Here is an 18,378-nt window from a genome sequence, read left to right as displayed (position 1 = left end):
CTTGAGATTATGATGCCCAGAATTATTGGTGTCAATTCCAACTGCTACCATGGTTACTCAATCGATGAAGCACTGGAGGGAATCGCCGCAGCGGGGTTCCATTATGTAGAACTGACGGCAACAAAGGGATGGACAGAACACGTCTTTCCGGACCAGAGCTTTGCAAGTCTTTGCCATGTGCAGGACAAACTGAAAGAGCTGGATCTAGTCCCCTTTGCGATGAGCGGTCATACAAACCTTATGGATGTAGACAGACTGCCTGATTTTATTATGAATATGCGCCTGGCGCATTTCTTCGGCTGTAAATACATTGTCTCCTCAATCGGTGAGGCCCATTTAAAGGATAAAGCAAAAACCGGAAACGAAGTTCTGGTGCAGAACATCAAAGGACTGATCCCGCATCTGAAAGAAAATGGCTTGATGCTGGTCCTGGAGCTGCACGGTGAGCATGCGACCGGCACAATCATGAATGAGATTGTCACGGCAGTAAATTCCAATCTGGTAAAAATCAACTACGATACGGCAAACTGCGTGTTCTATGGCAATGTAGATGCAGCAGATGATATCGATACCTGCATGGACAATGTGGCGTACCTGCACATCAAGGATAAGGCAGGCGCACGCGATGCATGGGATTTCCCTGCACTTGGAAAAGGCTACGTCGATTTCAAAACGCTTTTCAATAAACTGGACAAGGCTAATAACGATGCCCCGTTCAGCCTCGAAATTGAGTTTACCGCAAAAGGACCGAAAGACCTGGATGAGATCAATACCGCCGTTAAAGAATCTGCGGTATATTTGAAAAATCTCGGTTACAAGATTTAAGTACATTCTGCGGTAGGTACCACCGCCGGATAATATTATTTTCTACATTATTTATATGGAGGTTTTAGAACACATGAAAAAGGCACTCTCTATTGCAACAGCCACCGCGCTCATGCTTTCTTTGGCAGCATGCGGCAGCTCTGCTGCATCCAGCTCGGCCGCACCGGCAGCCGACAGCACTGCTTCTTCCACGGCAGAGTCTTCTTCTGCTGCGGAAAGCACCGGCGATAAGAAGGACCTGACCTTCGGCTATATCGCCTACGATATGTCGGATATCTGGAATGAGTATTCTGCCAAGGCATTTGAGTATGCCGCTGAGCAGAATGGCGTTAAGACCGTCGTCCTGGATTCCAAGAACAGCCTGGAAGATTCCGTCACCGCGATGGAATCCCTGATTCAGCAGGGCGTTGACGGCATCTCTGTCTTCCCGATCTCCACCGAGCAGGGGTCTCAGCTGGTCAAGATGGCTAACGAGGCCGGAATCCCCGTCACTATCGAGAACTTTGCTATGGACGGCCTGGATGATCCGGGCGATTACATTGCTTCCGTTGCCTGTGAATACGACAAGATCGGCGAAGCTGCTATCAAGTGGATCGCTGAGCAGGACCCCGAGGCAAAGATTTTCTTCTGCGCTGGCCAGGAAGGTGCCGGCGTTTACGAGAAGTACCAGGAAGGTGTTGATCGCGCCCTGGAAGAGCTGGGCGGCGATGTGAAAGTCGTTGCTACGCTGCATGCCGACTGGCTGACGGATAAGGCTTACAACGTTACTACCGACCTAATCAACTCCGGCACCGAGTTCAACTACATCTTTGCCAACAACGATATGATGGCTCAGGGCTGCTACAACGCCCTGAAGGACGCTGGTAAAGAGAACATCCCTATCGTTTCCACTGGTGGCTCTCCGGACGGCTTCAAGATGCTGCAAGACGGTATCGAAGCTGCGAATATGACCGCTCCCGTTTCCATTCAGGGCGTCAAGACCTTCATGAACCTGTACAACAAGGTTGCTCTGGGCGAAGATCCTGCCGAGAAATTTACAGCTTTGCCAGTTATCCCTGTTTCTGCTGATGATACCAGCTCCTACATTGCTTGGGATGACTATGCAGCCGCTTACAAGTACCTGGGCGAGAACAAATAACTAGCCTATTGAATACTACGATATGAGTTAATATACCGCCAGCCGGCCGTGCCGTGAAATTCGGCGCGCCTGGCTGGCGTTTTTGTAAGAGGGTGAGATCAGACATGCCTTGTGACTACAAAAATACAAAACCCATTATTGCCATGAAAGATATCAAAAAGGAGTTTTCTGGCGTTTGGGCTTTGTCCGGTATCACTTTTGAAGTATATCCGGGTGAAATCCACTGCCTGGTAGGCGAGAACGGCGCAGGAAAATCTACCCTGATGAAGGTTCTTTCGGGTGCTTACACACCTACCGAGGGAACCATCACGGTGGATGGAAAAGAATACAGTAAGTTCGATCCATTCTTGTCCAAGCAGCTTGGAATCAACATCGTTTACCAAGAAAATGACCTGGTTCCAAGCATGGACGTTGTGGAAAATATTTTTGTCGGCAACGAAAAAACCAAGGGACTGGGAATCATAGATTATCCCGCAATGCGGAAAGAAACACAAAGGCAGATGGATGACCTGGGTATCCATTTGAAGCTGGATACCAAAATTGAAAATCTGTCTGTCTCGGATCAGCAGTTTGTCAAGATCTTGAAAGCGTTGAGCGTGCAGCCCCGTGTGCTGATTATGGATGAACCGACATCAATGTTCAACGTAGAGGATGCCGCAAAGGTCACGGAGCTGACCAAGCGTATTGCAGGCATGGGAATCGGTATCATCTACATTTCCCACTTCCTGAACGAAGTGGTCGAGATTGCGGACCGTATTACGGTAATCCGCGATGGAGCCGTGATCAGCACCTTCTCCAACGAAAATCATGATACGCAGATCACCAAGATCACGCAGGACATGGTAGGCCGCCCGATAGATATGTTCTATGACCGCGAGAAATGTCCTATCGGTGATGTGATGCTGGAAGTCAAAGACTTGCAGCTGACGAAAGACTCCCCCAAAATCAATTTTACTGTGCACAAGGGCGAGATCGTAGGCTTCTCTGGCATGGTCGGTTCCGGCCGTACCGAGATGATGCGCGCTATGGTAGGCGCAGACAGCCGCTACGGCGGGCACATCTACATCAACGGCAAAGAGGTGCAGATCAAGGACCCGAACGACAGTATTAATGCAGGTATCGCATTTATTACAGAGGATCGCCAGAAGCTTGGCCTGATGCTGCATGCCAGCGTGCTGGAAAATGCAACGATCATAGGCCTGCGGGAAAAGATCAAAGGATTCTTTGTGAATATCAAAAAGTTTCCGCCGCTGATCGAGCCGCTGCTGAAAGAACTGCGAGTCAAAACGCCCAGCGTGTGGACCGAGGCAGTTTACCTTTCCGGTGGCAACCAGCAGAAAGTAGTCCTGGCAAAGTGGCTGTATGCGGAACAGGATATTTACATTTTTGATGAACCTACCCGCGGTATTGATGTCAATGCCAAAGCCGAGTTTTACAAACAGATGAGCAACCTGACAAAGCAGGGCAAGTGTATCCTGATGATCAGCTCTGATATGCCGGAACTTATCAGCATGAGCGACAGAGTTTTGGTGGTTCGGGATGGCCGCATTGATTGTGAGCTGAAAGGCGAGCAGATCAACGAACAGGAAATCATTAAACGTGCATTGGGAGTAAATAAAGATGGCTGATAAAAAGACTAGCCTTTCTCCGGCTAAAAATATTTTTAAGGACCAGCGGGTCCTTTTGGCAATCGTTATCGCATTGATTGTCGTAATTATTTCGTGTATCAACCCTAATTTTATTGGCATCAATAACATTGTCGCAATTTTCCAGCAGATCTGCGTGCTGGGTATTCTGACAATGGCAATGAGCATTCTGCTGATCTCCGGCGGTATTGACCTGTCCATCGGCAATATTATGGTCGTCTGCGGTGTTGTTATGTACGTAGTGTTGGACAATGGTCTGCCCACCTTTATCGCTGTGCTGGCTGGCCTTGTTACCGGTGCAGCCTGTGGTTTGCTCAACGGCGCTATCATTGCAAAAAGTAAGTGCATTCCGCTGGTCATTACACTGGGCACCAGTAAGATGTTTTATGGCATTGCCCTAACGGTTTCCGGTGGACGTATCATGAACTTCGGCGGTGCATTCAACGGCTTGAAAACCAAGTACTTCGAAATTTTCTCGCCCATGCTGCTGGTTTTGCTGGCCATGGTCATGGTAGCGTATCTCATGATGACTTACACCAAGTTCGGCCGCCGTGTAGTCGCCCTGGGTGGTAATGAAAAGAACGCTTTCCTGTCCGGTATTAACGTGAACCGTTATAAGATCATTGTTTATGGCATTTCTGGTCTGTTCTGCGCGGTTGCCAGCATCGTATTTGTTGCCCGTATTGACTCCATTACCTCGAACGCCGGTACCAACTATGAAACGAACGCCCTAGCCGCTGCTATTATCGGCGGTGTCACCTTCGACGGCGGCAAGGGTACGATCAGCGGCGCATTCCTCGGCTGCCTGCTGATGGGTGTCATCTCCAATGCTATGAACATCCTAGGCGTTGATAATAACGTACAGACGATTATTACCGGCGCTATCATTGTTGCGGCAGTCGTCCTGAGCAACATCAATAACATCAAGAAGAAATAAATCTGAAAGGTTGTGTAGTAAGTGGTAAATGTTGCTGTTATTGGAGCAGGATTTATGGGACGTACCCATGTAACAGCCTACAAGGCCATGCCGAACGCAAAGGTTACAGCTGTTTGTGATCTGAATGAAAAGCAGGGCAAAGACCTCGCTGAGTTTGCCGGATGTGATTGGTATAACGACGGTGAAAGCATGCTGAACACAGCAGATATCGATGTTGTGGATATTTGCCTGCCTACCTTTTTACATGAGCAATATGTCCTGCTGGCTGCGGGGCATAAAAAGCACGTCATCTGTGAAAAACCTGTCACGCTGTCGCTCGAATCACTTGACCGTATGATTGCCGCTACCAAAGAGGCCGGTGTTCAGTTTGCCGTGGGACAGGTCGTCCGTTTCTGGCCTGAATACGTCCGGGCCAAGGAAATGGTAGAAACAGGGAAACTGGGAACGATTAAGTATGCCCGTGCCAGCCGCCTTTCGGAGCATCCCGCCTGGAGCGAGTGGTATCGCCGTGCCGAAAACAGCGGCGGAGGCCTGTTCGATCTGCACCTGCATGATATTGATTATCTGTGCTACCTGTTCGGCAAGGTGAAGCAGGTCTATGCCATCGGCCACAAGAACAACGTCGGCTGCTGGAACCATGTGGCAACATCCTTGACCTTTGAAAACGGTATGGAAGCTACGGCTGAGGGAATCCTGGAAATGCCCAGCGGATTCCCCTTTACGACAGAGCTGAATGTTGTTGGCGATAAAAAGGCATACTGTTACCATATGGGTGCTGGTGCTAACTTGGAAAACATCGCGGCGGCGTCCCGCTCCACCACGGTCTATGGTGACGGCAAAACCGAAACTCTGGCCATAGATCCCTATGATGCCTACCAGAAGGAACTCGAAGATTTCATCGGCCATATCGAGGCCGGTACGCCGATCACGGTAATTACCCCGGCCGATGTCCGCCATGTGCTCTCTGTGATCGTGGCGATTCGCGAATCTTTGGAAACGCAGAAAACCGTAACGGTTTCGTGAGGATGTTATGAAACAAGGTATTAGTTTGTTCTCTTTTTCCGAAAATACGGATGTCCGCTGGATGTTTGAACATGCGAAAAAAGCAGGCTATGATGGCGTGGAGCCGGTTTTGAGTGAATCCGGCTATCTGAACCCGCAAACCCCGGAAAAAGATGTCCTGGCCATGAAAAGGATGGCCGATGATATGGGCCTGGAGATCCCCAGCGTAGGGGTATGGAGCCTGTGGCAGAATAATCTCGTCTCTGACAGCGAGAAGACCCGGCAAAAAGCGTTTGGCATTGTACAAAAGCAGATCGAAGCTGCGTACCTTCTGGGGGCTAAAACGATTCTGGTTGTTCCCGGTTATGTCGGTTGCAATTTTGTAGAGCACCCAGAAAAGATCCGGTACGATATTGCCTATGAGCGTGCGCAAGACGCATTGAGCCGACTAGTACCCGAAGCAAAAGCTGCGGATGTGGCAATTGGCATTGAAAATGTTTGGAATCGCTTCCTCCTTTCCCCATTGGAAACTCGGCGGTTTCTGGATGAGATCGGCTCCGACTATGTAGGTATGTATCTGGATGTCGGCAATGCCGTGTATATCGGCTACCCGGAACAATGGATCGAGATCCTCGGCCACCGCATCAAAAAGCTACATATGTCTGACTATCGCTTTGATCAGGCAGGCATCGGCGCTTTCGTAGATCTCTTTGCAGGTGATGTTGATTTCCCGGCGGTTGCAAAGGCCATCGCAGGAATCGGGTATGATGATTACATCACGCTTGAAATGCTGCCCAACTATAAGCAGTTTCCCGAGGTAAGCCTATATGCAGACAAATATGCCATGAACAAGATTATAGAAATGATTCATTTATAAAAAACGCTAGGTGAACAATAAGTGCGTCTTCACGGATGCAAAGGAGAAACCTGCTATGTGTGATACCGGAAAAATCTAATTCTCATTACACAATGAGTGTGGATTAGGTTTTCTGCGTTAAATTCGAAAAAGCTTGCAAACGGGACATGAAAGTACCACTGTTTGCAAGCTTTTCTAGTTCTAGAATCAGAATATGACCACTTCATGAATACTGTTTATTCTTATACCTATTCATATAAAAAAGGAACTGCCGTATTGCAACAGCCCCTTTTTAGAAGGAAAATAGTAAATATCAGTTTTTCATTTCGGCGCGGATCTTATCGTTGGCCTCCTCGACCTTCATGCGGGAGAGAATAAAGGTAATGATGGCGTCCAGCACCAAGGGAATTACGAGGCACATGAGTTTCAGCATATTGATGCAGGATTCCGGCTGCACGGCCAGTGCCTTATCATAGTTGCTGAATGCCAGCAGCCAGCCGGTGATGGCGGTGCCGAGACCGCCGCCCAGCTTGACGCCGAGCGAGGTGCAGGAGTACATCGTGCCGTCCACACGCTTATGCTTCGTCAGCCAAGTGCACTCTGAGCAGGAGGCGATAACGGCGTTCATGTCACCCTGCCACGGGCCCTGACCCAGTGCAGCAATGGCCGTAAAGAGCAGCATCATCTTGACATCGCCGGAACCCGTATAGCCGGCCACCACAACGAGCGCACGGGCCACGGTAGCGAGGGCGTAGCTGCCGACATTCAGTTTGTACATACCGTGCATCTTGGCAACGAGGGTCGGTGTAAAGACCAGTGCGATGATCAAAGGGATGTTGATGGCCCGGGAGAACACGCCGGACAGGTTTTTGTCACCAAGAATATGGGCGGTGTAGAAGGTACCCATACTGATCATGGCACCATAGATCTGCTGCAAAATGTAGGTGACGCAGATCATCAGGTAGTATTTGTTGGAAATCAGCAACTTGGCAGCCTCGACAAGACCGTACTTCTCGTCTTTCTCGATTTCGGCTTTATCCGTGGTATCGACAAACTCTTCCTCCGGCAACTCCTTGACGGAGAAGACAGAGAGCGTGTTGACGATCAGACCGATAATGGCGTAGACGATAGCCACGGTGCGCCATGCTTCGGCAGTGTCACCCAGTGCGGAGACGGCCAGCAGCGTGAAAGACTGGATTGCAAGGCTGGTGGCGAACGCGAACATGAAGCGGTAGGAACCCATCTCAACACGCTCGGCGCTGTTCTTGGTGACAAGGGAAGTCAAGGCAGAGTACGAGCGCACCAACCGCAACCTGAGTGTCCACGGCTACCAGGAGGAAGGCACCATCACCACGCCGTTTGATATGCGTGTGCAGAACGAGATCGACCGCTTCCATCTGGTCAAGGATGCGCTGCTGCATCTGCCCCAGCTGGGCAACCGCGGTGCGTACCTCATCCAGCAGATGAACGACAAGCTGGTCGCTCACAAGAACTACATCCACGAGATCGGCCAGGATATGCCCGAAATTTTGGATTGGAAGTGGCATCTGCCGGAAAACAAGTAAGGGGTTTACGTCAAGTAATCCCTTGCAAACCTCCTTATAAAATGCTATACTGAATCAGTACGATGCAAACAGGTCATGAGCCAATGTGTACGCACGGCTCGTGACCTTTTTGTATTTGTGGGATTCCTAAATCGAGAGGGAATGGGGAGGATTATGTTAGAAACGATTGCGGCTGTCAACCAGACAGTCAACAACTTTGTCTGGGGTGTCCCGGCCATGGTGTGCATCATTGGCGTGGGGCTGCTGCTCAGCGTGCGGACAGGCTTTTTGCAGATCCGCAAATTTCCGTATGTCATCAAAACCACCATCGGCCGCATGTTCCGCAAAAAGGATGCCTCGGACGGCGCTATGACGCCGTTCCAGGCGGTATGCACTGCGCTGGCGGGCACCGTAGGCACCGGCAACATTGCAGGCGTGGCGGGTGCCATCGCCATCGGCGGACCAGGCGCGGTGTTCTGGATGTGGTGCTCGGCACTGCTGGGCATGTGCACCAAGTTTGCCGAGGTCACGCTGGCCGTCCATTTCCGTGAGCGCAACGCCGCGGGCGAGTGGGTCGGCGGCCCGATGTACTATATTAAAAACGGCCTGGGCAAGCATTGGCAGTTTTTGGCTGTGCTGTACTCGCTGTTCGGCGTGCTGACGGTGTTCGGCACCGGCAACGCCACTCAGGTCAACACCATCGTGGCGGCCATCGATACCGCCCTGCTGGAGTACAACGTTGTCGGCAATGGTGCGCTCTCCACACTGAACCTCGTGGTCGGCATCGTGGTGGCCATGCTGGTCGCCATGGTGTTGCTGGGCGGCATCAAGCGTATTGGCAGCGTAAGCGAGCGCCTCGTGCCCTTTATGGCGCTGTTTTACATCGTGCTGGCGGTGGGCGTTGTGGTGCTGAATCTCCCACGTTTCCCGCTGGTGCTGGAAGCTATTTTTGCCGGCGCCTTCAACCCGGCGGCCTTCACCGGCGGCACCATCGGCAGCCTGTTTATCAGCATGCAGAAGGGCGTTTCCCGCGGCATCTTCTCCAACGAAGCCGGCCTTGGCACCGGCTCCATCGCCCATGCCTGCGCCGACACCAAAAAGCCGGTCAAACAGGGTATGTTCGGTATTTTTGAGGTCTTCGCTGACACCATCGTCATCTGCACCCTGACGGCGATGGTCATCCTGTGCAGCGGCATCACTGTCAACTACGGCACCGCCGCGGGCGCCGAACTGACCATCTCCGGCTTTACTACCACCTACGGCGGCTGGGCGTCCATCTTTACGGCGGTGGCACTGTGCTGCTTTGCGTTCTCCACCATCATCGGCTGGGGCCTGTACGGCTCGCGCTTTTTGGCGTTCCTGTGCCATAATGACAAGGTCGTGCGTCCGTTCTTTGTGGTGTACTCTTTCGTGTCCATCCTGGGCGCTACGGTGGACCTGGGCCTGCTGTGGAGTGTAGCCGACACCTTCAACGGCCTGATGAGTATCCCGAACCTGATTGCCCTGCTGCTGCTTTCCGGCACGGTAGTCAACCTGACCAAAGAATTTTTTGCATCTGAAAAAGCCAACGGCTAAAGCGGGGAAAATTCCATGCTGCATCTATACTGGGGCAACGGCAAGGGAAAAACTACGGCGGCCATGGGGCTGGCGCTGCGGGCGCTGGGCCATGGGCGGCGCGTGGTGATTGTGCAGTTTTTAAAGGACGGCACCAGCGGCGAAATTGCCCCGCTGCGCACAGCCGGGGCCACAGTCTACGCCTGCCCCAACGCCAAATTCACCTGGCTGATGGACGAGAACGACAAGGCCCAGGCACGGGCCGTATCCGCGGACGCACTGGAGAAAGCCCTGGCACAGCCCTTTGACCTGCTGGTGCTGGACGAAGCCTGCGCTGCGTTAAAAAGCAACATCCTGGACGAAGCCCTGCTGCGCAAAGCGGCAGCTTTTGCCAAGGGCGGCAGGGAAGTCGTCGTCACAGGCCGCGACCCGGCCCCTTGGCTGCAGGACGCCGCCGACTACTCTACCGAAATGCAGATGCACAAGCACCCCTACACCCAGGGCATTGCCGCCCGCGAGGGTGTGGAGTATTAACGCCCCTTTATAAAACCAAAACAAAAGCAAAGCGGAGGACACCCACCCGGGCATCCTCCGCTTTTAGTATTGTGTAAATTTACAGCACGCCAAACTTGGCAAACGCCTCGGTCACCAGCATGCCGTTTTCAATGGCCTTGCGCATCGTCTTTTCGGTGCTGGCTTTTTCCAGAGCCTTTTCCAGCACTTCGGGCGCGATTTCTTTCGGGATGATCAGCACGCCGTCAATATCGCCGAACACGATGTCGCCGTTGTGGATCGTGACCTGCCCAATCTCGATCGGGCACCGCCACTGGAACACATAGGTGCGTACCGAGGAATCCTGCGCCCAGGTGCCGGTGCAGAAAACCGGGAAGTTCTGCTCGATCACTTTCGGCGTGTCGCGGGTGTAGCCGTCCAGCACGGCGCCTACCGCACCGCGGGCCTTGCCGCAGGCGGTCAGCAGCTCGCCCCACAGGGCGCTGTTGTGGGCACCGGTGGCGATATAAATTTCGTTGGGCTTCAAGTCGTCCAGCGCTTCGGTCATATAGCCAAAGGGCTTCTGTGCCTGGTACTCGTACACGTCATTTTCCAGCACGGTGCAGGCGTAACCGGCCAGTATAAGCCGCTTGTCCTCGGTCTCGCCGGGCAGGATGTAGGGCGCCGTGGGCACCTGGGCCGCCAGCGGGCGGATGGAGGCAGGCAAAAACTGGTGCTTGTATCCCATCTGATCCAGAATATCGCCCACAACGGGGGTGTACAGTTTCTCCTTCATCAGGGCGAACATTTCGTCGTCGTTTTTCCACATGGCCATAACAGCACTTCCTTCTTTATATTACAGCGTGATCTTCTCCAGCTCGGCCATCCACAAAGCGTTGCAGGCATCGCTGGGCATGCGCCAGTCACCGCGGGGGGACAGCGTGACCGATCCGACTTTCGGGCCGTCGGGCAGACAACTGCGCTTGAACTGCTGGGCAAAGAAGCGGCGGTAGAAATTCTTCAGCCAGGCCAGCAGTACTTCCGGCTCGTACTTGCCTGCAAAGGAGGTGCGGGCCAAGTGGTAAATTTTGGCAGGTCCAAAGCCGAAGCGCAGCACGTAGTACAAATAAAAATCGTGCAGTTCATAAGGGCCAACCAGCTTCTCGGTCTGCTGGGCGATGGTGCCGTCCTCAGCGGTGGGCAGCAGTTCGGGGCTGACGGGCGTATCCAGAATATCCAGCAGCACATCGCTCAACTGCTTATCGCCGCAGGTGTCGGCCACATACTGCACAATGTGACGCACCAGCGTTTTGGGCACGCCCGCGTTGACACCGTACATGCTCATGTGGTCGCCGTTGTAGGTGGCCCAGCCGAGGGCCAGCTCGCTCAAGTCACCGGTGCCGATGACAAAGCCGCCGTTTTTGTTGGCGTAGTCCATCAGCTCCAGCGTGCGCACGCGGGCCTGGCAGTTCTCAAAGGTGACATCGTAGGTCTGCGGGTCCTGCCCAATGTCCGCAAAATGGCTGTTGACGGTGTTGGTGATGTTGATCTCGGCAAAGCTGACACCCAGCGCCTCGCACAAAATTTCGGCGTTGGAGCGGGTGCGCTTAGTGGTGCCGAAGCAGGGCATCGTCAAGGCTACAATTTCTTTCGGGTCGCGGTGCAGCACCTTGCAGGCACGCACGGCCACCAGCAAAGCCAGACAGCTGTCCAGCCCGCCGGAGATGCCCAGCACGGCGCACTTGGCGTGGGTATGCTCGATGCGCTTGGCGAGGCCCTCCGCCTGGATGCGCAGGATCAGCTCGCAGCGTTCGGCACGGGCGGCGGTATCCTGGGGCACAAACGGCGTGGGGGAGACCTGCCGCGTCAGGGCCAGTTCCACAGGCGGCAGCTCAAACTCCACGCGGGTGTACCCGGCGGTCTCCGGCATAAAGGTGGTGTTGCGCTGGCGCTCCTGCACCATGCGGTCCAGGTCCAGCTCGGTCATAGCGGTGCCGCCTTCAAAGGGAGCAGTCTCGGCCAGCAGGGTGCCGTTTTCGGCAATCAGGTTATGCCCGGCAAAGGTCATATCGGTGGTGCTTTCGCCGTGGCCGGCGTCGGCGTAGAGATAGGCACACAGCAGCCGTGCGCTCTGCCCGCTGATAAGCTGGCGGCGGTAGGCGGCCTTGCCGATGGTCTCGTCGCTGGCGGAGAGGTTGGCAATCACGGTCGCGCCGGCCAGTGCCAGCGCGCAGCTGGGGGGCACGGGGCTCCATAGGTCCTCACACACTTCTACGCCCAGCACAAAGCTTTTCAGCTGCTTGCAGCTGAAAAGCAGCCGCGTGCCGATGAGCGTTTCCTGCCCCGCAAACTCAATGCACTCCGGCTCGGCCATGCCGGGCACAAAGTGGCGCTTCTCGTAAAATTCGCCATAGTTAGGCAGGTGCTGCTTCGGCACCAGGCCCAGCAGCTCACCGTTGCACAAAACGGCGGCGCAGTTGTACAGCTTGCCGTCATGGGCAACTGGCAGGCCCACCAGCGCCACCAGGTTCAGCCCGCGGCTTGCCTCCAGGATGGCAGCCAGGCCGTCTTCGGCACCCTTCAGCAGGGTCTGCTGCAAAAACAGGTCGCTGCAGGTGTAGCCGGTCAGGCAAAATTCAGGAAAGCAGACCAACTGCACGCCCTGGGCTGCGTACACGCTCATAGCGTCAATGATCTGCTGGGCATTATAGGCGCAGTCTGCCACGTGCAGGGCGGGGGTGGCGGCGGCTGCGCGGACAAATCCATTTTCAAAAGCGGGAAAGCTGTACTTCATTCGCCAAACTTCCTTTTTATAAAGTAGTATAGGCCTATCATAACACGGCGCAGGGCCAATCGCAAGCAAAACGACAAAAAGAAAAAAATAAAAGATAAAATGTAATATATACTTGACATTGCAGAAGGGCGGTGCTATACTGGTTACACCATCTGAAAGGAGGCAGGGAAGTTGGCCAAAAACCTGAAACTGAAAGCCGCCCGCGCCGAAAAGGACATGACGCAGGGAACACTGGCGGAGGCTGTCGGCGTATCGCGCCAGACCGTCAACGCCATTGAAAAAGGGGAGTATAACCCCACCATCAATCTTTGCCGCAGCATCTGCAAGGTGCTGGGCAAAACCTTAGATGATCTATTCTGGGAGGAATAACTATGAAATTAGCACAACTTTTCGGCAAAAATCAGTTGGACGAAATGCAGGAACGCACCATGCTTACCATCGAAAGCCGCGGCTTCTGGCTGGTCTGGTCGCTGCTGCTGGTTGTCTTGCTGGGGGAGGGATTGCTCGGCTTTACCATGCGGGAGATGGCAGGCACCTGGGCTGTGTTTATGATTAGCTGCGTCTACATTGTCGTCGCCTGCCTGCGTGCCGGGCTTTGGAGCCGCCGCATTAAAAACGCTGCCGGCACCAATGTGCTGTTCAGCCTTGCGGGTGCGGCGGTCATCGGCGTTTTTACATTTGTAAGGATGTCGGCGTTCGATGTGCCGCTGGCCATCCATCTGGCCTGCGCGGCCATTGCGGCGGGCACCACCTTCGTGTTGGCGCTGGTGGTACTCCAGCTTTGCAGCGCTGTCTACAAAAAGCGCCATGAACAGCTGGAAAACGAGTTTGACAAAGAAGAAAAAGACGACTAAATAACATACGTACCAACGAATAAAAGGGGCGGCACTGCGCTATGCGGTGCTGCCGCTTTTTGCTGTGTGCTGCCCTCAAAAACTGTGATGAGGTCAGAAACCGGACCGAAGCGCAAAAAATCCAGAACTAGCGCTTGTGCTTTTGCGCCTGATTTGCTATACTAATATGGTATATCTGGATTTTGTGCCTGTATGCAGGCACCTGCAAGGAGAACTGGACTTGGAAAAACTGACCTATACCCACAACGAAGCCGCCGCCAAGGTGCTGGCCTCGTTTTACGATACGCCGCCCCTGGCCTATGTGCGCAGCTACGGCTGCCAGCAGAATGTCAACGATGGCGAGAAGATCAAGGGCGTTTTGCAGGATGTCGGTTTCGGCCTGTGCGATAACGTTGAGCATGCCGACCTCATCCTTTTCAACACCTGCGCCGTGCGCGAACATGCCGAGCAGCGTGTTTTCGGCAACGTAGGTGCGCTGAAAAAGCTGAAAGAGCAGAACCCGCGCCTCATCATCGGCGTTTGCGGCTGCATGGCCCAGCAGGCCCACATCGTGGAGAAGCTGCGCCAGAGCTACCCCTACGTCGACCTGGTCTTCGGCGTGGACGGCATCGACCGCCTGCCCGCCATGCTGGCCCAGCGTATCAGCCGCGGCAAGCGCTACCTCGAAAACCCCGAGGAGCGCAACGCCGTCGTCGAGGAAATGCCCATCCGCCGCGATTCCGGCTTCCGCGCCTGGCTGCCCATCATGTACGGTTGTGATAACTTCTGCACCTACTGCATCGTGCCCTACGTCCGCGGACGGGAGCGCAGCCGTGAACCCGCCGCCATCCTGGCCGAGTTCAAGGAGCTGATTGCCCAAGGCTACAAGGAGATCACCCTGCTGGGCCAGAACGTCAACAGCTATGGCAAGGGCCTTGCGGAAAAGATCGATTTTTCCGACCTGCTCAACCTGCTCTGCACCGTGCCCGGCGACTACCAGATCCGCTTCATGACCAGCCATCCCAAGGACGCCAGCCGCAAGCTGATCGACACCATCGCCGCGCAGGAGCATCTGTGCAAGCATATCCACCTGCCGGTGCAGTCCGGCAGTGACCGCCTGCTGAAAGAGATGAACCGCCACTACACCGTGGCCCAGTATATGGATCTCGTCGACTACGCCCGGGAAAAGATCCCTGGCGTGACCTTCTCCAGCGACATCATCGTCGGCTTCCCCGGCGAGACTGAGGAGGACTTCCAGGCAACGCTGGACCTCGTCCGCAAGGTGGGCTATATGCAGCTGTTCACCTTTATTTACTCCAAGCGCACCGGCACCCCGGCCGCCAAGATGGACGACCCCACCACCCACGCCGAGAAAGCCGCCCGCATGGAGCGCCTGCTGAAAACGCAGGATGAGTTTGCCTTTGCGGCCACCGCTGCCATGGCCGGCCAGACCGTCCGCGTACTGGTCGAAGCCGCAGGCCGCACCGCCGGCACTGTCAATGGCCGCCTGGACAACAACCTGGTGGTCGAGTTCCAGGCTCCGGAATCCCTCATCGGTCAGTGGGCAAACGTCCACCTGACCGGCTCCCGCGCCGCCTTGCTGGTAGGCGAGCTGGTGCAGGACTAAACCGCAAAAATTTCACGCTTTATTACATTTTTATTCATAAGGAGAACCTATCATGGATTGCATTGATCTGTTTAAAAAAGCCGCCGCTGCCCTGCAGACCGACCCCCGCTACCTGGAGCTGGACGCTGCCCGCCGCGAGAACGACAGCGACGAAGAACTGCAGAACCTCATCGGTGAGTTCAACCTGGCCCGCCTGGACCTGAACAACGAGAGCGCCAAGGCCGAGACCGACGCCGCCCGCGTGGCCGAGCTGAACCAGCGCGTCAACGACCTGTACAGCCAGATCATGGCCAGCGAGGGCATGGTCCGCTACAATGCCGCCAAGTCTGAGTGCGAGGCCATGGTCAGCCACATTGACGCCATCATCAACACCGCCATGAATGGCGGCGACCCCATGACCGTGCAGGCTCCCTCCGGCGGCTGCACCGGCAGCTGCTCCACCTGCGGCGGCTGCCACTAAACCCTGACCCGTACAACCAACTTTTGCAGAAAACACAGGAGTGTGAACCATGGCGGAACAAGCAGTTTCCCCAATGATGCAGCAGTATTTTGAAATCAAGAAACAACACCCGAACGAGATTCTGTTTTACCGTGTCGGCGATTTTTATGAGATGTTCTACGACGATGCCTTAACGGCCTCCCGAGAGCTGGAACTGACACTGACCGGCAAAAACTGCGGCAAAGAGGAGCGCGCCCCCATGTGCGGCGTGCCCTTCCACTCCTACGAGACCTACGTCGCCCGCCTCATCGCCAAGGGCTACAAGGTCGCTATCTGTGAGCAGATGGAGGACCCCGCCCTGGCCAAGGGCCTTGTCAAACGGGACATCATCCGCGTGGTCACCCCCGGCACTGTCATTGAGAGCAGCATGCTGGCCGAGGACAAAAACAACTACCTTTGCAGCGTTTACACCAAGCGCACCCGCGGCCGCTGGAAGGCTGGCATCTGCTTTGCTGACATCTCCACCGGCGAGGCCTACGCCACCGAGTTGAACGCCGAAAAGATCGGCGGTGCAATCATTACCGAGCTATGCCGCTACATGCCCAGTGAGATCCTGATTTGCCCGGTGATGCTGGACTTCAAGGATGTGACTGCCTACATCAAGCAGCATACCAACGCCCTGGTGGAACTGCGGGAGGATGCCTGCTTTAAGGACAGCGTGATGGAAGCCGCCATGGCGAACCAGTTCGGCCCCGATTGGCGGGATGCCCTCGGCTACGAGAAGGATGCCCTGGTGCCTTATGCTGTGGCTGCCATGATCAACTACCTGCACGAAACGCAGAAGCACGGCGTCGAGCGTATCAAGACCGTGCAGAACTATGCCGACGCCCAGTACATGCGCCTGTCGCCTGTGACTCGCGCGAACCTCGAACTGACCGAGACGATGCGCGGCCGCGAGAAGCGGGGCACCCTGCTTTGGGTGCTGGACAAGACCGAGACCTCGATGGGCAAGCGCCTGCTGCGCTCCTGGATCGAGCAGCCCCTTGTGGACGCCGAGGCTATCAACCGCCGCCTGTCTGCTGTGCAGGCGCTCTACACCGCCAACATGGCCCGCGCCGATTTGAAAGAAGCGCTCTCCCACGTCTTTGACATCGAGCGCCTGACCACCCGTATTCTCTACGGATCGGCCACCCCGCGGGAGGTCAAGGCCCTGGGCGATACCTGCGCTATGCTGCCGGAAGTGCGCAGCCAGGCCGCCGCCTGCGGTGCACCGCTGCTGAAAGACCTGGCTGACCAGATCGACCCGCTGGAAGATATTCTGAACAAAATCACGACCGCGCTGGTCGATGACCCGCCCGCTACCTTAAAGGACGGCGGCGCCATCCGCGCCGGGTACAACAGCGAGGTCGACGAGCTGCGGGATATCATGCACGGCGGCAAAGGCTATCTTTCCAATCTGGAAGCCAAATACCGCGAGGAGACCGGCATCCCTAAGCTGAAGATCGGCTTTAATAAGGTGTTCGGCTACTACATCGAGGTCAGCCGCTCCTACACTGACTCGGTGCCTGATACCTTCACCCGCAAGCAGACCCTGACCACCGGCGAACGCTACATCACGCCGGAATTGAAAGAGCTGGAAAATAAAATCCTCGGCGCCAATGAGCGTCTGCTCGTCCTGGAACATCAGCTTTTCTCCGACCTGTTGACGGAAATCTCCGACCAGATCGTGCGCATCCAGCGCACCGCCTCGGCGGTGGCCCAGCTGGATGTACTGGCTGGTTTTGCCGAGGCCGCACTCCAGAACAACTACGTCCTGCCGGTGGTGGATACCAGCGGCGAGATCGAGATCAAAGAGGGCCGCCACCCGGTCATTGAGCAGATGCTCAAGGGCAGCTTATTTGTCCCCAACGACACCCTGCTGGACGAGGACGAGAACCGCATGCTGCTCATCACCGGCCCCAACATGGCCGGTAAATCCACTTATATGCGCCAGAACGCCCTGATCGCCCTGATGGCTCAGATCGGCAGCTTCGTGCCCGCCGCCAGTGCTCATCTCGGTGTTGTGGATGCGATCTTCACCCGCGTGGGTGCTTCGGACGATTTGGCTGCCGGACAGTCCACCTTTATGGTTGAGATGACCGAGGTGGCCGAGATCCTCAAGCATGCCACCAGGGACAGTCTGGTCATTCTTGATGAGATCGGCCGCGGCACTTCGACCTTTGACGGCATGAGCATCGCCCGTGCTGTGGTAGAGTATATCTGCGAGAACATCGGCTGCAAAACGCTGTTCGCCACCCATTACCACGAGCTGACCAGCATGGACCAGGACATCCACGGCGTCAAAAACTACAATATCGCCGTCAAAAAACGGGGCGAGGACATCACGTTCCTGCGCCGCATCATCGCCGGCCCGGCGGATGACAGCTACGGCATTGAGGTCGCCAAACTGGCGGGCCTGCCGGGCAGCGTGACCAAGCGCGCCCACGCCGTGCTGCGCCAGTTGGAGGCCAACGCCCCCGGCCGCAGCAACACGATGCAGTTGGACTTTGAGACCGTAGAAGCCTACAACAACCCCAGCGTGCCCAGCGAGGTGGTGGACAAGCTCCACAGCGTGGATATTGAAACGCTGACCCCGCTGGAAGCGCTGAACTTCCTGTACGAACTGAAAACCGTTTTAGATAAAGAATAAAG

15 protein-coding genes and 2 pseudogenes are annotated in these 18,378 nt (G+C 55.2%); 14 read left to right on the top strand and 3 right to left on the bottom strand.

What is annotated here, in order from left to right; all coding sequences use genetic code 11:
- Nucleotides 1-9: 9 nt before the first annotated feature.
- The 6 genes from OGM81_13200 to OGM81_13175 all read left to right on the top strand — a co-directional run bounded on the left by OGM81_13200 (nucleotide 10) and on the right by OGM81_13175 (nucleotide 6,425).
- Nucleotides 10-825, top strand: a complete 816-nt coding sequence (locus OGM81_13200; GenBank protein UYJ43268.1) for a sugar phosphate isomerase/epimerase — start codon at nucleotides 10-12, stop codon at nucleotides 823-825.
- A gap of 73 nt (nucleotides 826-898) precedes the next feature.
- Nucleotides 899-1,963 (top strand): sugar ABC transporter substrate-binding protein, encoded by a 1,065-nt coding sequence (locus OGM81_13195; GenBank protein ID UYJ43267.1) that lies wholly within the window; start codon nucleotides 899-901, stop codon nucleotides 1,961-1,963.
- 143 nt (nucleotides 1,964-2,106) lie between these two features.
- Nucleotides 2,107-3,591, top strand: a complete 1,485-nt coding sequence (locus OGM81_13190; protein ID UYJ43266.1) for a sugar ABC transporter ATP-binding protein — start codon at nucleotides 2,107-2,109, stop codon at nucleotides 3,589-3,591.
- Nucleotides 3,584-4,546: an ABC transporter permease gene (locus tag OGM81_13185; protein UYJ43265.1), complete on the top strand. Its 963-nt coding sequence runs from the start codon at nucleotides 3,584-3,586 to the stop codon at nucleotides 4,544-4,546. The genes OGM81_13190 and OGM81_13185 overlap by 8 nt, the downstream gene beginning before the upstream one ends.
- A gap of 21 nt (nucleotides 4,547-4,567) precedes the next feature.
- Nucleotides 4,568-5,569: a Gfo/Idh/MocA family oxidoreductase gene (locus tag OGM81_13180; protein UYJ43264.1), complete on the top strand. Its 1,002-nt coding sequence runs from the start codon at nucleotides 4,568-4,570 to the stop codon at nucleotides 5,567-5,569.
- A 7-nt stretch (nucleotides 5,570-5,576) separates the two neighbouring features.
- A complete protein-coding gene (locus OGM81_13175; protein ID UYJ43263.1) occupies nucleotides 5,577-6,425 on the top strand; it encodes a sugar phosphate isomerase/epimerase in 849 nt (282 codons plus the stop codon).
- 292 nt (nucleotides 6,426-6,717) lie between these two features.
- Here OGM81_13175 and OGM81_13170 read toward each other — a convergent pair.
- A pseudogene (locus tag OGM81_13170) lies at nucleotides 6,718-7,701 on the bottom strand (MFS transporter).
- Nucleotides 7,702-7,708: 7 nt separating this feature from the next.
- Between OGM81_13170 and OGM81_13165 the strand changes: the two are divergent.
- From OGM81_13165 to OGM81_13155, 3 genes and pseudogenes are all read left to right on the top strand, one after another.
- Nucleotides 7,709-7,969, top strand: a pseudogene (locus OGM81_13165) (phosphoketolase).
- A gap of 153 nt (nucleotides 7,970-8,122) precedes the next feature.
- Complete coding sequence (locus OGM81_13160) at nucleotides 8,123-9,523, top strand: sodium:alanine symporter family protein (protein ID UYJ43262.1); 1,401 nt, start codon at nucleotides 8,123-8,125, stop codon at nucleotides 9,521-9,523.
- A 15-nt stretch (nucleotides 9,524-9,538) separates the two neighbouring features.
- Nucleotides 9,539-10,036 (top strand): cob(I)yrinic acid a,c-diamide adenosyltransferase, encoded by a 498-nt coding sequence (locus tag OGM81_13155; protein ID UYJ43261.1) that lies wholly within the window; start codon nucleotides 9,539-9,541, stop codon nucleotides 10,034-10,036.
- 79 nt (nucleotides 10,037-10,115) lie between these two features.
- Here the strand turns inward: OGM81_13155 and OGM81_13150 are convergent, their stop codons facing one another.
- Together OGM81_13150 and OGM81_13145 are read right to left on the bottom strand one after the other, a co-directional pair.
- Complete coding sequence (locus tag OGM81_13150; GenBank protein UYJ43260.1) at nucleotides 10,116-10,829, bottom strand: RraA family protein; 714 nt, start codon at nucleotides 10,827-10,829, stop codon at nucleotides 10,116-10,118.
- 21 nt (nucleotides 10,830-10,850) lie between these two features.
- A complete protein-coding gene (locus OGM81_13145) occupies nucleotides 10,851-12,788 on the bottom strand; it encodes an NAD(+) synthase (GenBank protein UYJ43259.1) in 1,938 nt (645 codons plus the stop codon).
- Nucleotides 12,789-12,959: 171 nt separating this feature from the next.
- On the opposite strand from OGM81_13145, the gene OGM81_13140 reads away from it, so the two are divergent.
- The 5 genes from OGM81_13140 (at nucleotide 12,960) to mutS (ending at nucleotide 18,376) form a co-directional block, all read left to right on the top strand.
- Complete coding sequence (locus tag OGM81_13140; GenBank protein UYJ43258.1) at nucleotides 12,960-13,157, top strand: helix-turn-helix transcriptional regulator; 198 nt, start codon at nucleotides 12,960-12,962, stop codon at nucleotides 13,155-13,157.
- 2 nt (nucleotides 13,158-13,159) lie between these two features.
- Nucleotides 13,160-13,642, top strand: a complete 483-nt coding sequence (locus OGM81_13135; GenBank protein ID UYJ43257.1) for a hypothetical protein — start codon at nucleotides 13,160-13,162, stop codon at nucleotides 13,640-13,642.
- A 220-nt stretch (nucleotides 13,643-13,862) separates the two neighbouring features.
- Nucleotides 13,863-15,248 (top strand): tRNA (N6-isopentenyl adenosine(37)-C2)-methylthiotransferase MiaB, encoded by a 1,386-nt coding sequence (gene miaB, locus OGM81_13130; protein UYJ43256.1) that lies wholly within the window; start codon nucleotides 13,863-13,865, stop codon nucleotides 15,246-15,248.
- Nucleotides 15,249-15,300: 52 nt separating this feature from the next.
- Entirely contained in the window at nucleotides 15,301-15,708 is a 408-nt protein-coding gene (locus tag OGM81_13125; protein ID UYJ43255.1) for a YlbF family regulator, read from the top strand.
- A gap of 49 nt (nucleotides 15,709-15,757) precedes the next feature.
- The gene (mutS, locus tag OGM81_13120) at nucleotides 15,758-18,376 is read left to right on the top strand and encodes a DNA mismatch repair protein MutS (protein UYJ43254.1); all 2,619 of its coding nucleotides are present in this window, start codon (nucleotides 15,758-15,760) and stop codon (nucleotides 18,374-18,376) included.
- The last annotated feature ends 2 nt before the right edge of the window (nucleotides 18,377-18,378 follow it).

The sequence above is a fragment of the Oscillospiraceae bacterium genome, from assembly GCA_025758045.1.
Lineage (GTDB): Bacteria > Bacillota > Clostridia > Oscillospirales > Ruminococcaceae > Gemmiger.
The sequence above is the reverse complement of the archived record's forward strand: the minus strand, read 5'-3'. Positions and strand labels throughout refer to the sequence as shown.

What these genes read in the sequence shown, in the direction of transcription:
- OGM81_13175 (UYJ43263.1), top strand. Translation starts at nt 5,577, where the DNA reads ATGAAACAAGGTATTAGTTTGTTCTCTTTTTCCGAAAATACGGATGTC.
- OGM81_13185 (UYJ43265.1), top strand. Translation starts at nt 3,584, where the DNA reads ATGGCTGATAAAAAGACTAGCCTTTCTCCGGCTAAAAATATTTTTAAG.
- OGM81_13155 (UYJ43261.1), top strand. Translation starts at nt 9,539, where the DNA reads ATGCTGCATCTATACTGGGGCAACGGCAAGGGAAAAACTACGGCGGCC.
- OGM81_13190 (UYJ43266.1), top strand. Translation starts at nt 2,107, where the DNA reads ATGAAAGATATCAAAAAGGAGTTTTCTGGCGTTTGGGCTTTGTCCGGT.
- OGM81_13195 (UYJ43267.1), top strand. Translation starts at nt 899, where the DNA reads ATGAAAAAGGCACTCTCTATTGCAACAGCCACCGCGCTCATGCTTTCT.
- OGM81_13145 (UYJ43259.1), bottom strand. Translation starts at nt 12,788, where the DNA reads ATGAAGTACAGCTTTCCCGCTTTTGAAAATGGATTTGTCCGCGCAGCC.
- mutS (UYJ43254.1), top strand. Translation starts at nt 15,758, where the DNA reads ATGGCGGAACAAGCAGTTTCCCCAATGATGCAGCAGTATTTTGAAATC.
- OGM81_13125 (UYJ43255.1), top strand. Translation starts at nt 15,301, where the DNA reads ATGGATTGCATTGATCTGTTTAAAAAAGCCGCCGCTGCCCTGCAGACC.
- OGM81_13135 (UYJ43257.1), top strand. Translation starts at nt 13,160, where the DNA reads ATGAAATTAGCACAACTTTTCGGCAAAAATCAGTTGGACGAAATGCAG.
- OGM81_13160 (UYJ43262.1), top strand. Translation starts at nt 8,123, where the DNA reads ATGTTAGAAACGATTGCGGCTGTCAACCAGACAGTCAACAACTTTGTC.
- OGM81_13150 (UYJ43260.1), bottom strand. Translation starts at nt 10,829, where the DNA reads ATGGCCATGTGGAAAAACGACGACGAAATGTTCGCCCTGATGAAGGAG.
- OGM81_13200 (UYJ43268.1), top strand. Translation starts at nt 10, where the DNA reads ATGATGCCCAGAATTATTGGTGTCAATTCCAACTGCTACCATGGTTAC.